Origin of the sequence: Halosolutus halophilus, assembly GCF_022869805.1 — an archaeon.
Lineage (GTDB): Archaea > Halobacteriota > Halobacteria > Halobacteriales > Natrialbaceae > Halosolutus > Halosolutus halophilus.
Window position 1 is genome coordinate 4,525,243 of the sequence record NZ_CP094974.1, and the last position, 13,580, is coordinate 4,538,822.

Here is a 13,580-nt window from a genome sequence, read left to right on the forward strand (position 1 = left end):
CGTGACGCCTCAGGCGTAGGTGAGTCGCCGTTCGAGGTCCGCTTCGAGCCGCTCGGCTGCCGCGAGCCGCAGGCGGCGAGCCTCCTGTTTCGAGAGTCGTGCGTCGGTGGTCCGATCGGCGAGCGGGGCGAACGCCGACGGCGTGACCCCGAGCGTCTCGAGGTACCGTCGCACGTCCGGATCGTCGACGCCGTCGTGAATGGCGGTGTCGGTGATCCGTTCGACCGTCTCGAATTCGGGGAGGATCATCTCGTCGTCGGTCGGCGCTGCGTCGGCTCCCGCCACGACGGTGCCGCGATCGTCCGCATCGGCGACGATCGATCGAACGTCGCGGGCGAGCCGGAGAATCTGGTTCGGCAGGGCTGCGTCGGGCGATCGCCACTCGACCGTCGGGAACGCGTCGCGCAGCCGGACGGGCGTCCAGACCGCGTCGTAGGGGTCGAATTCCGCGTCGAACGCGGCCCCGTCGACGCCCCGATCGAGGGCGCGCTCGCGGAAGCCGTCGTAGGCTGTTTCGAGTCGGCTTTCCCATTCGGCGACGCTGGAGACGTAGGGCCAGAGCTGGCCCTGTTCGGGGCAGGTCTCGTAACAACAGCGTCGATAAAGGTAGGGTCGGGCGCACGCGAGGAGCCGCTCGCCCCGGTAGTACGACGAGCTGTTAACGAGGGCGAACGCGGGATCGATCGCGGTCAGCGCGTTGAGCTGGTCGACGACGCTGGACTGTTCGAAGTGGACGTGCGTCCCGGCACAGACGCGCGCGTCGTCGAACGCCCGCCCGACGATGCGTCGCTGCAGGTCGGTACCGGCTGTCTCGCGGTACGGAATCTCCGCCGGTGAGGCGTTGAGGGGTGTCGCCAGCGGAACGAGCCGCTTGTCCTGCCGTCGCGCCGCGTCGACGACTCGGCTGATTCGATCGACGAACTCCTCGCGGAGTTCGGCCATCGACGAACAGGGCGTGGTCTTGATCTCTACCATCGGCTCGACGAACTCGGGATCGACGTGGTCCGAGACGTCGAGGAGCGTTTCGGGCGGCACCAGATCACCGTCGTCGTCGACGACCCAGTACTCTACTTCGAGGCTGGTTTTCATGGGGGTGGCTCCGTTGGACTGCGGTTGTTGCGTGGCCCTCGGGCGAGCCGTCACCGGACCAGTACTACGGGCGTCGGCAACGGACGACTGACCCGATCGCCGGATCTGTTCGACCGCCGGAGACGATCGGGCGGGAGGCCGTTCATCGAGATTGCCTGTCGAAACCTTGGTAGGGAGGAGCGAGGTGAAGCGGTTGAGCCTGCGTGCGCCGGTCGTGTTCCCGTGTGGTGGTCGGATTCCGCTGACGAAAAGCATCGATTCCCGATCGACGGCGGGTCTATCGATACGGAGCCGCAGGGGGGTCGTAGTATCTCGGTGAGCCCCAACCGCTTCGTTGAAGCCCGATCCACGGAAGCCGGGAACTTATGTCTCTCAACGCCCTACGACCACGCGATGGCCGCACACGACGCGGGGAGACGGCGGTTTCTATCTGGGGTAACTGCGACGCTCGGCATCGCCCTCGTAACCGGCTGTCTGGGCAGCACGGACGACGGCGACGAGGACACCACGGAGCCGGTCGTCGACGTCGCGGAGACCACCGAAGGGAACACCGATCCCGAGGTGTGGGCCGACGTCGAGTCGCTCCAGTTCGACGGCTGGGTCGGCGGCTGGGTCGGCGTCGAGCCCGAGCCGATCGCGGACGTAGAGAACCCGACGCTGGTGCTCGTCGAGGGCCGGGAGTACGAGATCACCTGGGAGAACATGGACGGCATCCACCACAATTTCGCGTTCTGGGACGCCGACCACGACGTGGTCAACGAGTACTCGACCCCCGGCACCGATGTCCAGGGTGAGACGGAGACGCTCACGATCGAGGCGATGGCCGAAATGGAGACCTACCGCTGTGAGTACCAGCAGGCCCGGCAACGAGGGGACGTCGTCTTGCTCGACTCCGCGTAGCCTCGCGACGATCAGCGGACGACGGTCACCGGAATGGGGGCCCGACGGACGATCTTCTCGGCCACGCTCCCGAGCAACACGCGGGAGACGCCCGATCGGCCGTGGTTGCCGACGATGATGAGATCGACGTCGTGCTCCTCGGCGTACCGCAGGATCTCGCGGACGGGGTTCCCGACGGCGATCTCCGTTCGGAACTCGACGTCGTCGGCGCCGGCGAGGTCCGTGACCTCCTCCTGGATCTCCTCGGAGGCCTTTTCCTTTCGTTTCCCGAAGAAGTCCTTCGCGAGTTCGATCCCCGCGCCCGTGGACCCGTCGGCCGCTTCGACGACGCGGAGTAGAACGATCTCCTCGTCCGCATATTCGCTGAATGCTCGCTCTGCCGCCTTCTGTGCTGGCTCGGAGCCGTCGTACGCGACGAGTACTACCATACGGGAGCTACCCAGTCCGGATTGATAAACCCAGACGATAGCGTGGCGATCGAATCCGGCGACGAAATGCGATGCCTGAATGCTGGTGTCCGTTCGACTCCGTTCGTCGCGGTCATCATTCCTTGAAGCCGTCTCCACGGTTCGCGTTGCTCGCCGTTCCGACTCGAGGTCTCCGCAGGCTCAGACCTCGTTCTCTTCGAACCGGAAGGTACCGTCACGCTGCACGATCTCTCCGTCGATCTCGATGAACGAATCCTCGCTCATGTCGACGATCATGTCGACGTGCACCGCGGAGTCGTTGGCCTCGTTGCCCTCGCCGACGGTGTCGTCGTAGGCGCGGCCGACGGCCATGTGGACGGTGTCGCCCATCTTCTCGTCGAACAGCATGTTGTAGGTGAACCGGTCGATGTCGCGGTTCATTCCGATGCCCAGTTCGCCCAGTCGGCGGGCGCCGTCGTCCGTGTTCAGCACCTCGGTCAGGACGGCCTCGTTTTTCGCCGCCGAGTGCTGGACGACCTCGCCGCCCTCGAACTCGAGGTAGACGTCGGTGATCTCCCGGCCCTGGTGGTACAGCGGCATGTCGAACAGCACCTCGCCCTCGACGCTGTCGGGCTGAGGTGCGGTGAAAACCTCGCCGCCGGGAAGGTTGTGCTCACCGTGGTCGTTGATCGTCGGGTTGCCGTCGATCGACATCGTCACGTCGGTCTCGTCGCCGCTTTTGATGCGGATCTCCTCGGCGGGGTCCATGAGTTCGACCATGTGCTCCTGATGGTCGCGCTGGGCCTCCCAGTCCTTGTTGACGGCGTCCCAGACGAAGTTCTCGTAGCCCTCCGTGCTCATCTCCGCGAGCTGGGCGTTCGCCGGCGCGGGGAACTGCGTGAGACACCAGCGCTTCGAGAGTCGCTCTTCCAGGATCGGCCGCTGGGCCTGCTGGTAGGCCGACTGGGTTTCGGGATCGACGTCGCTGGTCTGAGTGACGTTGTCGCTCGCGCGGATGGCGATGTAGACGTCCGTGTTCTCGATGAGCGCGAGTTCGTGTTCGGGCGTGTCGAACTCGACGCTCGCGGTTTCACCGCTCGCGTTCTCCGAGGCGCCACGCGCCTCGCCACCGTCGCCCGCGGCGCGAAGGTAGGCTCGCTGCTGCCGTTTGCCGGTGCGCTGGCTCGTCGTGATCGGGTTCGCTCCTCGATCGCCGATCACCTCGTGCAACGCGACGACGAGGTCTTCGGCGACGGGATGGGCGTCGACGACGACGTTGTCCCCCGCCTCGAGGTCGACGGAGTGGTTCGCGATGATCTCGGCGTGTTCGCGGATGCGTGGGTCCATGTGACGCAAATTCTGCCACGGCGGCCATACCGTTTTCGAATCGAAATGCAGACGTGCTGGTACGCGATCGTCCCGCCGACCCCGCTCGCGTCGAGTGCGACTGCGTCGAGTCGGCGGACAATACTGACCCACCGTCGAAACGTGACCGATACGCGTCGTTACGCCTGTCGACGTCCCGGTTCCGCCTTCGCGTCGACCAGTTCCCGGAGGAACGACACCGTCGCGGCGGTCAACACGACCGAGAGCAGTACCGCGAGGGCCAGTGCGAACAGAAATCCGCCGCCGCCGGCGCTGACCAGCAGCGAGAGCACGATCGAAGACACGACCGCGACGCCGACGTGCCAGAGACCGAAGGCGAGGTATGCACGCTCTCCGACCGCGAATCCGTACGATAGACGGAACGCCTCGACGAAGGGGGCATCCGCGACGACGAACAGGAACGGCACGGCGTAGAAGAGGTAGCCGACCACCACGACCGCGGGAAGCGCGAGGATGAGCAGGACCGGGGAAACCAGCGCGAACGGCACGAGCAGCAGTATCGCGCCGATGGCGACGAGATTGTACAGGACGAACCGCGGCGCGTACTCGCGGGCACACGCTACGATTGCCGCCGGATCGCCGCGGAGTCGTCGATCGAGTCCGCCGACGTAGACTGCCGCGAGCACCGCAACGATCGTCACGTACGCGAGGATCGCGAGCGCGACCCACGCGCCGGTGGCGGCGCCGATGCTCTCGATCGGGATGCCCACGCCGTCGAGCGGCGTGGTGACGGGGACGTCGGCGCCACCGGAACCGGTTGTGCCGGCCGGACCGGACGGGTCGGCGAACGGATCATCGCCCGGCAGCGAATCGCCGCCGACGGCGCGCCGTCCGACTCGTACGGCCGGCGCGGGCGGATCCGCGAAGGTCCACAGATCGAGGAGCGGCGACGGGAAGGCGAACTCGACGTTGATCGAGACGCCGCTGGCGGCCGGATCGATCGCCCGGCGAACGTGCTCGACCTGGAGCAGGGAGGTCAGCAGCGGAACCAGCGCGAACGGCAGTATCGCGTCGAGTCGATCGGTGACGCGCGAGACGTGCCACGGGAACGAGTGGGGCGGCGAGTCGTTCGGATCACCTGCGGCCGTCGGATCGTCTCCCGGACCACCGGGTGGAGGCGGCGAGTAGCCGTCGGAACCGGCGCCGGAGCCAGGGGTATCGGGGACCATACGTCAGCAAATAAACCGGTTGCAGTTGTACCCTTCGGTCGATCGGCCGCCGCCGGTCGCGAGTTCGGCTCTCGGAGAACGACACCATTAGGGCGGTTCCGGGACCACCTCCCGACATGATCGATCTGCGATCGGACACGGTGACGAAACCCGACGAAGCGATGCGCGAGGCCGCTCACACCGCCGACGTCGGCGACGACGTCTACGGCGAGGATCCCACGGTGAACGAACTCGAGGCCCGCGCGGCCGAGGCCGTCGGAATGGAGGCTGCACTCTACGTCCCGACCGGAACGATGGGCAACCAGATCGCGGCGCGGGTCCACACCGATCGGGGTCAGGAGGTGCTCGCCGATCGCGAGAGCCACGTCGTACGGTACGAACTCGGCGGCCTCGCCCAGCACGCCGACCTGCAGGTCCGGATGCTCGACGCCGATCGGGGGGTCCCGACCCCGGACCAGATCGCGGCCGGGGCCGTCGAGGAAGACCTCCACCGCCCCGGAACCGGCTTGCTCTGTCTCGAGAACACGCACAACGCGCGCGGCGGCCTCGCGATCGACCACGACGCCGTCGCCGCCGCGGCGGCGGCCGCCCACGATCGCGACGTCCCGGTACACCTCGACGGGGCGCGGTTGTTCAACGCCGCGACGGCGCTCGACGTTCCTGCCTCGGACCTCACCGATCCCGTCGACTCCGTCATGTTCTGTCTCTCGAAGGGGCTCGGGGCCCCGATCGGGTCCATGCTCGCGGGCCCGGCCGAGTTCGTCGAGGACGCCCGCCGGACGCGAAAACTGTTCGGCGGCGGCATGCGACAGGCAGGGATCGTCGCCGCGCCCGGACTGCGAGCCCTCGAGAACGTCGCCGACCTCGCGATCGACCACGAGAACGCCCGTCGACTCGCGGCTGGCCTCTCGGACGTCCCGGGGGTCACGGTTCGGGAACCCGAGACGAACATCGTCCTCGCGGACGTCTCGGGAACCGGTCTCGAGACGGAGACCGTGGTCGATCGACTCCGCGAACGGGACGTGCTGGCGAATCCGATGGGACCGGCGACGATTCGCTTTTGCACGCACAGGGACGTCTCACGCGACGACGTCGATCGCGCGCTCGAACGCATCGAGACGGCGATCGCCTGACGGCCGTCCGTCCGCGTCGACCCGTTTAATCAAGGACGGAGTACACAGAACGCGATCCGTCACCGCCCGCGCATCCCGTCCCGGAACTCGAGGACCGTCCGGCGGATGAGCAGGTACAAGAAGAAGATCAGCGCCAGCAGGATCAGGACGATCACGATAATGACTGGATCGTCGGGGATGAGGCCCAGCATACGACGCTGGTACACTATCAGCGCGCAAAACCGTTTCGACGTCGATCGGCCCCGGTTTTCGCAGTGAAACGGTCGACGCGGTCGGTTACGGTGGCTCAGGCCCGTTCGTCGGGTCCGGGACGACACGTCGTTCCCGCGGCCAGTTCCGACGGTAAAATCGTTTTTTCACCTTACGCTGACTATATTGCCCGGTGGTACGTAGCTGCGAGTGCGTCTCGATCGTCGTCCCCCCTCGACGATTTCGAGACCACTGCTGGTCCCCGATCACCCTCCACCCGCCTTCGCGACCCCACTCCAGATCCGACGTCGATCGGCTACCCCCGCCGGCGCGTCGTCCACCTGATCCACCCGATCCCGCTGACGCGATCGTCGCCCTCCCGTTGTCCGAGGCGATCGACGTCATCCCACCGCTGACGCTACTCGCCGCCCGTTCACACCGACACACCCATCGTCGCCCTCTTCTACCTCCCGTCGCTACGCCCGCGGCTGGACATCGAACGACTCGATGACCGCGCCGTCCGGTTCGCGGAGTTCGCCCGCGAGTCCCGCGTCTTCCGCGGAGCGTGGCGCGGTCTCCTCGAGGACGACGAAGCCCGGGCGGTTCCCACGCGGCTGGGCGTGACTTCCCGGATTCACCAGGAGCACGTCGTCCGTCTCGACGACCGTCGGCCGGTGGGTGTGGCCCGAGACGACGACGTCGGCGTCCCGCGATCGGCCGAACATCGCCAGTCCCGTCGCGCCGCCGTCGCGGCGGTGCGTCACCGCGAACCGGACGCCGCCCGCCTCGACGACACGCGCCGTGGGGAGCCGGTCCCGGACCGCCGCACTGTCGGCGTTGCCGTGGACGGCGTAGAGCGCGTCACACTCGTCCTGAAAGGCCGCAAGCGCCGTCGAACTGGTGAAGTCCCCGGCGTGGATCACGGTGTCGGCTTCACGTGCGGCGGTGAGGGCCTCCCCTTCGAGTCGATGGCCGCCCTCGCTGTGCGTGTCCGAAAAGATCGCAATCATAGACGCGGGTTCGAACGCGAGCGGGACGATACTTTCGACCCGCGATCGTGCCCGAACGACGGTCGTCCCGATCGGTGGCGTCAGTCGATCGATTCCGGGCCGTTCTCGCTGGCGGATACGGCCTTGCCTGCGACGTCGCAGGCACCTACTCTTTTGATCCGGTTGTGCGTATCTTTCGCCGATGGCAAGCAGTACCTCCGTCGTTCTCGCCGCGTTGTTCGCGAACGGCGCGATCGCGATCCTCAAGTTCGGCGGCTTCCTGCTCACCGGGAGCCCCGCGATGTTGTCGGAGACGTATCACTCGATCTCGGATACGGGCAACCAGATCTTCCTGCTGGTCGGCATCCGCTACGGTGCCCAGGAGGCGAACCGCAGCCATCCGTTCGGCCACGGGAAGGCGCAGTTCTTCTACAGTCTGCTCGTGAGCGTCATGCTGTTCGGCATCGCCGGCTGGGAGAGCGCCCGCCACGGCTACGACGCGCTGAGAGAGGGCGGCGTCCACCGCGCGAACGAGCCGGTGACCCTGTTCGGCGCGTCGTTCGACCCGGTCTACGTCAACTACGCGGTGTTGCTCGGGGCGATCGCATTCGAATCCTACGCGTTCTGGAAGGCCTATCAGGGAATCAGTCACCAGATGGACGAGTACGGCTGGACGACCTTCCGCGAGGCGTTCCGGAAGACCAGCGACGTGACGACCCTGACCGCGCTCACCGAAGACACGATCGCGCTCGCCGGTGCCGGGATCGCCCTCTTCGGGATCTACCTCACTCGCGTCACCGAAAATCCGGTGTACGACGCCGGGGCCGCCCTCGTCATCGGTATCATGCTCATGGGCTTTGCGCTCGCGCTCGCCTGGGAGAACAAGCGGCTCATCCTCGGCGAAAGCCTCCCGAAAGCCGACGAGAACGAACTCCGCGCGATCGTCGCCGACTGGGAGGGCGTCACCGAACTCATCGACTTCCGAACGGTCTACTTCGGCGCCGAACAATTGCTCGTCACCGCCGACGTGCAGTTCGAGTCCGGCCTCGATGCCGGGACGATCGACGAACGCATCACCGAGATCGAACTCGCCCTGATGGACCACGACGACCAGATCGAGAAGATCTACATCGAACCCGAAACCCGATCGCCGTAGCTGGTTCCGTCACGATCCTCGCGGATAGGGGTTCTCACAGCCGCTGTCGTCGTCACTCGGCGCTGTCGTCGTCACTCGCCATTGTCGTCGTCACTCGGCGCTGTCGTCGTATCCGGCGACGATCGTCGACCCCGGAGGAGTATCGTTCAGCACCGCGGTCACCGTCGTCTCCTCGAGGTCGACGGTCGACTCGAGCGGCACCCAGTTGCGATCGCCGGCCCCGTTCCCCGCGGCGTCGGTCTCTGTTTCGACGGCGACCGCGACGTCCGTGGGACTCGCACCGGGCGGCAGTTCCGAGGGATCGTAGACGAGCGTGAACTGGATCGCCTCGACCGCTTTCAGGCCGTCGAGTCCGCGGACGTCCACCGGGTCCCCGAGCGCGTCGATCGGCGGGTCGATCGCGCTTTTCGCGAGACCGAACTCGTCCGGGACGACGCCCGCGACGACGGCGATGCTCGCGCCCGCCTGTTCGAGTGTGTCCTCCGCGGCGGTGTCGGAATCGTAACCGGGGATGGCCATATCCGGGGCGAAGCGCTCGACCTATTTGGCGCTGTACCGCGCGTACGCCGGCCACTGGTAGTCGTCGCGTACACCCGGCGAGCCGTGTCGACGGGGACGTAAATACGATCGCCGAATCGAGACGAATCCTTTTATCGAAGCGGGAACCTATCACGTACTGTGTCCGACACAGGCGGGTACATGCGGTTCTTCCCATACGAGCAGCCCTACGCGAACCAGCGTGAGGCGATGGACCGTATCCACAACGCCCTCGTCCGCGGCCAGGACGTGCTCTTCGAGGGGGCCTGCGGGACCGGCAAGACCCTCTCGTCGCTCGTCCCCGCGCTCGAGGTCGCCCGCGAGCGGGACAAGACGGTCGTCATCACGACGAACGTCCATCAGCAGATGCGCCAGTTCGTCGCCGAAGCCCGCGCGATCACCCGCGAGGAGGATATTCGGGCGATCGTGTTCAAGGGAAAGTCGTCGATGTGTCACATCGACGTCGGCTACGAGGAGTGTCAGGCGCTGCGGGACAACACCCGGGCCGTCGTCGACGCGGAACGCGATCGCGACCAGCTAGAGCGCCGCCAGCGGGAACTCTTAGCGGAGAGTCAGGACGGCGACGGCAGCGCGGCCGACGCCCGCAGCGCCGTCATGGACGAACTCGAATCGATCGAGGAGCGCCTCGAGGATCTGGAGGAGCAGAACGTCTGTGACTACTACCGGAACAACCTGACCGGGAACACGGACGACTTCTTCGGCTGGCTCTTCGAGGACGTTCGCACGCCGGACGAAATTTACGAGTACGCCGAGCGACAGGAGTTCTGCGGCTACGAACTCCTGAAGGAGGGAATCGAGGGCGTCGACCTCGTCGTCTGTAACTACCACCACCTGTTAGACGGCGTCATCCGCGAGCAGTTCTTCCGGTGGCTCGGCCGCGATCCCGAGGACGTGATCGCCGTCTTCGACGAGGCTCACAACGTCGAGGACGCCGCCCGCGAGCACGCGACCCGGACCTGCTCCGAGCGAACCTTCGATTCCGCCCTGGACGAACTCGCCGAGACCGACGATCCGCGCTCGGAACACGCCGTGAACGTCCTCTCGGCGTTTCACCGCGCGCTCGTCGAGACCTACGAGGACTCCTTCGGGTTCGGCGATCGCGAGGCGATCGGCGAGAACTGGACGGACGTCCCGATAGCCAACGAAGACCGCCGGGACGACCTCACCCTCGCGTTCCTCCAGCGGTACTCCGGGCGGGGGATCGACGCGGACCTCGAGGCCGCGATGAAACTCGGGCAGGAACTCGACGAACGGTACGAGGAAGCCTACCGCGAGGGCGAGACGGCCACGCGCACGGAGTGTCAGACCCTGGAGGCGGCGGCGTTCGTCAGCGCGTGGTTGAACGAGGGCTCGAAAGAGGGGCTCTACCCCGTCGTCTCGGTCACCCGCGACGCGGGAACGGACGAGGTCTACGGCCGGGCGGAACTGTACACCTGCCTCCCGCGGCAGGTCACGGGCCGCCTCTTCGACGACGTCTACGCGACGGTCCTGATGAGCGCCACGCTCCAGCCGTTCGACGTCACCGAGGACGTGCTGGGCCTCGAAGACCCCGTGACGATGGCTTACGGGCTCCAGTTCCCCGCGGACAACCGGCGGACCTACGCCGTCGAGACCCCGCCGCTGTTCTCCTCGGAGCGGGACGACCCCGACGTCCAGGAGACGGTCGCCGAGACGATTCACGACGCCGTCCGCATGACGCCCGGCAACACGCTCGCCTTCTTCCCCAACTACGGCGAGGCGAACCGGTACGCCGATCGGCTCGAGGGCCGCTCCGACGGGACGGTGTACCTCGACGAACCCGGCGTCGCCGTCGAGGACCTCCGTCAGGAGTTCGTCGCGGCCGACGACGCCGTGCTGTGTACCTCGCTGTGGGGGACGCTGGCAGAGGGGGTGAGCTTCGACGGCGACGCCGCCGAGACGGTGCTGGTCGTCGGCGTTCCATATCCGCACCTCGACGATCGCGCGGAAGCGGTCCAGGAGGCCTACGACGCGGCGTTCGAGGGGACCGACACCGGCTGGCGGTACGCCGTCGAGATCCCCACCGTTCGCAAGACGAGACAGGCGCTCGGGCGAGTCATCCGCTCGCCCGAGGACGTCGGCGTCCGCGCGCTGCTCGATCGGCGCTACTCGCGCGCGGCGAAGTCGGACCTGGGGAAGTACAGCGTCAACAGTACCTTCCCACACGAAGAGCGCGAGGACCTGATCGACATCGGCCCCGAGAAGTTGAAGTTCGCGATGCTGAACTTCTACGCCGATCACGACGCCTACGGGGAAGAGCAGCCGACACCGTGAGTCGCCGGGGGTCGACGCTGCTCGTGATACCGCCGGTATACCGGGTTTTGACCGATCGAGCGCGGGATGTGGCGACGGGGGTCGATCGGGCGGGCGTCGATCGGTCGAAACGGTACTGATCAGTCGGAACGGTGCCGATCGGCCGGGCCTCAGGCGGGAAGGCGGATGCGACTCACCGGCAACTTGTACGTCCCATCCCAGAACTCGAGTTCGGTCACGGTCCACCGGATCGGCTCGATCTCCCGGTCGGCGAGTCGCGCCGCGGTCGCGCTGTCGCCGCCGCGGGCCAGCGTGACGTGAGGAACGTAGTCGCTGCCCTCGAGTCCCTCGATCGGCTCGAAGCTGTCGGCGAGATCGGCGTGGATCCGTTCGAGACCGGGACTCTCGACGGCGAGGTAGACGACGGGCGCCGAGCCCAGCGGCGGCTCGGCGAAGTAGTCGATGCCGGTGATCTCGGCTTCGACGGCGGGGGCCCCCTCGAGGGCGCGGTGGGCGCGCTGCTGGAGCGGGGCGACGTGGTCGGCGTCGCCGAGTCGCTTGAGCAGACACGAGTGGTCCTCGCGAACGCTGTCGAACCCGACCAGGGACGGGTAGAGGTCTGCGGCGAGTTCGCGAACGCGCCCGGGGACGGGAACGTTGACGCTGTACACGTGGGTTCTCGTAGTAGTAGGGCGCGTATCAGTCTGATGGTCCGTCCGTCGACGTCGACTACCGGGCCTTTCAGATCCGATCGACCAGCCAGAGGACGATCAGCGCGGCGATCGCGAGCTGGACGAGCAGGAAAAACGGTCCGAGAAGACTCGCGATCCCGCTGATCAGCGCCTCGACGATCCGCAAGAGGAGCAAGAGTGCGATCAGCCCGAGGATTATTTTCAGCAGCGTTTCGACCTCGAGTTCGCCGCGGGAGTCGATCATACGTTCACGTTGGCGTGAACGTTGAAAAACACACCGTTGCCGGAGTCGGAAAGACCTATTTAGGCGGCTCTGTCACGTTTATGCAATGGATGGGAAGGGGCGCTGGGCCCTGCTTTGCGTGCTCGTGGTGGTCGGGTGTTCGCTCGCGCTGCTACCGATCGCGTCGACCGTCGGTGGGGTCGACGCGGGCCAAAGTGAGCCGGCGCTCCAGGAAGGGGCCGACGAGAGCGCACAGCTCGAGGACGCGGACGAGATTCACATCGACGTCCTCCTCCACGATAACGGCTCGGCGACGTTCACCGTCGACTACCGGTACGTGATCGACGAGGAGAACACGACAACCGAGGAGTGGGACGAGATCCAGAGCGACGTCGAGGAGAACGCGAACGCGTACGCTGCGACCGAGGAAGAACGGTGGAACCAGACCGTCGCGGACGGTGCGAACCGGACCGATCGGAACATGAACATCTCGAACGTTTCCGTCAGCACGGAGCACGAGGCCGCACCGCAGGAGCTAGGACACGTCACGTTCACGTTCGAGTGGTCGAAGTTCGCCCACGTCGAACTGAACCGGATCGAGGCCGGTGACGCGATATACGGGTTTACCATTCCCGACGGTACCACGTTGCAGTTCCGCTGGCCGGACGCGTACGCTCTCAACGAGGAACCGGACCCCACACCAGACGATTCGGACGACAATTCGGTCTACTGGAACGGCGAGGGGACCGAGTTCGCGTCCGAACAGCCCCGCATCGTGCTGATCGAGAACGGGACCGACGATCCGAACACCACCGGCGACGAACCGGGGACGACCGACGGGGATCCCAATGCCACCGGCGACGAGCCGTCGATGCCGTGGCTGGCGGTGGTGGTGGCCCTCCTCCTGCTCGCGTCAGTCGGCGCTGCGGGCTGGTGGATCAGGGGCCAGCAGGTTCGCACGCGGGACCCGGCCAGTACGCCGTCGCCGCCGGTCGCCGACGGAGCAGCCGAACCCGACGGTCCGGACGGCCCGCCGCCCGAACTGCTCAGCAACGAGGAACGGGTCCTGCTGTTGCTCGAGGAACGGGGCGGCCGGATCAAACAGCAGGAAGTCGTCTCGGAACTGGACTGGACCGAGGCCAAGACGAGCCAGGTCGTCAGCGGCCTGCGGGAAGACGACGAAATCGAGGTCTTCCGGATCGGCCGGGAGAACGTCCTCTCGTTGCCGACCGAGGACGAGAACCCCTCCTGAGACGGTCCTCGACTCGGAGGACGTCCGTTCGCCCGACGCGTGTAACATTTGCCACCCCGGTAGGTTTTAATAGTGCCCGGGGCTTTGGGGCTACCAATGAGGCGCCCCGACGGCAGTCCGGTCATCGTTCTCGATACCGGCGGGGCTGTTTCGCCGCGGCGGCCAC

General features: G+C 66.5%; 14 protein-coding genes. 5 read left to right on the forward strand and 9 right to left on the reverse strand.

The window, feature by feature from the left end; all coding sequences use genetic code 11:
- Positions 1 to 9: 9 nt before the first annotated feature.
- Entirely contained in the window at positions 10 to 1,089 is a 1,080-nt protein-coding gene (locus MUG98_RS22385; RefSeq protein ID WP_265109627.1) for a glutamate-cysteine ligase family protein, read from the reverse strand.
- Positions 1,090 to 1,482: 393 nt separating this feature from the next.
- Between MUG98_RS22385 and MUG98_RS22390 the strand changes: the two genes are divergently transcribed.
- On the forward strand, positions 1,483 to 1,989 hold the full coding sequence (locus MUG98_RS22390) for a hypothetical protein (protein WP_265109628.1): 507 nt from the start codon (positions 1,483 to 1,485) through the stop codon (positions 1,987 to 1,989).
- Between the two features lie 11 nt (positions 1,990 to 2,000).
- Here MUG98_RS22390 and MUG98_RS22395 read toward each other — a convergent pair whose 3' ends face one another.
- From MUG98_RS22395 to MUG98_RS22405, 3 genes are all read right to left on the reverse strand, one after another.
- Complete coding sequence (locus MUG98_RS22395; protein WP_265109629.1) at positions 2,001 to 2,417, reverse strand: universal stress protein; 417 nt, start codon at positions 2,415 to 2,417, stop codon at positions 2,001 to 2,003.
- Positions 2,418 to 2,597: 180 nt separating this feature from the next.
- Positions 2,598 to 3,743, reverse strand: coding sequence for an aminopeptidase (locus MUG98_RS22400; protein WP_265109630.1), 1,146 nt, complete (start codon positions 3,741 to 3,743; stop codon positions 2,598 to 2,600).
- 158 nt (positions 3,744 to 3,901) lie between these two features.
- The gene (locus MUG98_RS22405; RefSeq protein ID WP_265109631.1) at positions 3,902 to 4,951 is read right to left on the reverse strand and encodes a hypothetical protein; all 1,050 of its coding nucleotides are present in this window, start codon (positions 4,949 to 4,951) and stop codon (positions 3,902 to 3,904) included.
- 116 nt (positions 4,952 to 5,067) lie between these two features.
- On the opposite strand from MUG98_RS22405, the gene MUG98_RS22410 reads away from it, so the two are divergent.
- On the forward strand, positions 5,068 to 6,084 hold the full coding sequence (locus MUG98_RS22410) for a threonine aldolase family protein (RefSeq protein WP_265109632.1): 1,017 nt from the start codon (positions 5,068 to 5,070) through the stop codon (positions 6,082 to 6,084).
- A gap of 59 nt (positions 6,085 to 6,143) precedes the next feature.
- On the opposite strand, the gene MUG98_RS22415 is transcribed toward MUG98_RS22410, so the two are convergent.
- Positions 6,144 to 6,275 (reverse strand): DUF7859 family protein, encoded by a 132-nt coding sequence (locus MUG98_RS22415; RefSeq protein ID WP_265109633.1) that lies wholly within the window; start codon positions 6,273 to 6,275, stop codon positions 6,144 to 6,146.
- A gap of 474 nt (positions 6,276 to 6,749) precedes the next feature.
- A complete protein-coding gene (locus MUG98_RS22420) occupies positions 6,750 to 7,283 on the reverse strand; it encodes a metallophosphoesterase (protein WP_265109634.1) in 534 nt (177 codons plus the stop codon).
- 181 nt (positions 7,284 to 7,464) lie between these two features.
- Between MUG98_RS22420 and MUG98_RS22425 the strand changes: the two genes are divergently transcribed.
- Positions 7,465 to 8,418 (forward strand): cation diffusion facilitator family transporter, encoded by a 954-nt coding sequence (locus MUG98_RS22425; RefSeq protein ID WP_265109635.1) that lies wholly within the window; start codon positions 7,465 to 7,467, stop codon positions 8,416 to 8,418.
- A gap of 90 nt (positions 8,419 to 8,508) precedes the next feature.
- On the opposite strand, the gene MUG98_RS22430 is transcribed toward MUG98_RS22425, so the two are convergent.
- On the reverse strand, positions 8,509 to 8,937 hold the full coding sequence (locus MUG98_RS22430; protein ID WP_265109636.1) for a hypothetical protein: 429 nt from the start codon (positions 8,935 to 8,937) through the stop codon (positions 8,509 to 8,511).
- Between the two features lie 159 nt (positions 8,938 to 9,096).
- Here MUG98_RS22430 and MUG98_RS22435 point away from each other — a divergent pair, with 159 nt between their 5' ends.
- Positions 9,097 to 11,268, forward strand: coding sequence for an ATP-dependent DNA helicase (locus tag MUG98_RS22435; RefSeq protein WP_265109637.1), 2,172 nt, complete (start codon positions 9,097 to 9,099; stop codon positions 11,266 to 11,268).
- Between the two features lie 149 nt (positions 11,269 to 11,417).
- Here the strand turns inward: MUG98_RS22435 and MUG98_RS22440 are convergent, their stop codons facing one another.
- Both MUG98_RS22440 and MUG98_RS22445 read right to left on the reverse strand, forming a co-directional pair.
- The gene (locus MUG98_RS22440) at positions 11,418 to 11,918 is read right to left on the reverse strand and encodes a 2'-5' RNA ligase family protein (protein WP_265109638.1); all 501 of its coding nucleotides are present in this window, start codon (positions 11,916 to 11,918) and stop codon (positions 11,418 to 11,420) included.
- Positions 11,919 to 11,988: 70 nt separating this feature from the next.
- Positions 11,989 to 12,183 carry a DUF7554 family protein gene (locus MUG98_RS22445; RefSeq protein ID WP_265109639.1) on the reverse strand — a complete coding sequence of 65 codons (195 nt, stop codon included), beginning with the start codon at positions 12,181 to 12,183 and terminating at the stop codon, positions 11,989 to 11,991.
- A gap of 85 nt (positions 12,184 to 12,268) precedes the next feature.
- Between MUG98_RS22445 and MUG98_RS22450 the strand changes: the two genes are divergently transcribed.
- Entirely contained in the window at positions 12,269 to 13,414 is a 1,146-nt protein-coding gene (locus tag MUG98_RS22450; protein WP_265109640.1) for a helix-turn-helix transcriptional regulator, read from the forward strand.
- Positions 13,415 to 13,580 lie beyond the last annotated feature (166 nt).